The 784-nt window shown below is 73.5% G+C and carries 1 protein-coding gene; it reads right to left on the bottom strand.

Annotation, left to right across the window (positions count from 1 at the left end; genetic code table 11):
• Window positions 1-215: 215 nt before the first annotated feature.
• A partial coding sequence (locus tag FUT87_RS24545; protein ID WP_147242688.1) for a class II D-tagatose-bisphosphate aldolase non-catalytic subunit occupies window positions 216-784 on the bottom strand: 569 nt, incomplete at its 5' end.

Genomic DNA, 784 nt, shown 5'->3' with positions numbered 1-784 from the left:
CGATGCGCAGGTCGGGCCGCGCCGGGCGAGCATCGCGGAAGGCGTCGAGCGCCTCGCGTCGGGACGCCACCAGCGCATGCACGGCGCGCCACATCTCGGGTTGCTGGGCGATCTCTCGGGCGGTGTGGGCCGCGCCGCGGCGGTCGAGGTCGGCGGGGGCGAAGTGGAGCAGGCTCATCGTGGCAGGTCGGGTTCTGGAGGAGGGCGCCCGTCGCTCAGGCGGCGCAGGCGGCAAGGTAGGGACGCAGCGACTGCGCCGCGCCGTCGCGCAGCAGGTCCGCGGGGCGGTTGCGCAGGCGGCCGTCGCGGATCGCGTCGTACTGGCGCGGCAGGAACTGGCTCAGCAGCGTCAGTGGCGGCGGTGAGTGCTCCAGCCGGTCCAGCAGCGCCGCGCAGGCGGCCTGGACCTTGGGATGCGCCCAGTAGTAGCGGATGCGGTCGCTCAGGCTGTAGGCCAGGTCCACCTGCAGGCGCGCGGGGTCCTGGTAGTACGGGCGCCAGTGCTCGGGCTCGGCGCGCATCACGCCGAGCACCGTGCCGATGAGGCCGTCCTCATTGGCGTCGCGACCACTGCGGCCCAGCCATTCGTGCTCCACGGCGGCCAGCGCCCACAGCGTCTCGCGCAGCGCGAAGGTGGCGCCGGGCCCGACCTTGAGGATCGCGAAATGGTCGCGCGCCAATTGCGCCAGCCGCTTCGGCGTCTGGTAGTCGGTCGAGTGCGCCTCGAAGACCAGGCCCGGCTGCGATTCGATGAAGGCGCTCAGCGCGCGGGCCTTCTCCGGCC

This window comes from Mitsuaria sp. TWR114, from assembly GCF_007997345.1.
The sequence above is the reverse complement of the archived record's forward strand: the minus strand, read 5'-3'. Positions and strand labels throughout refer to the sequence as shown.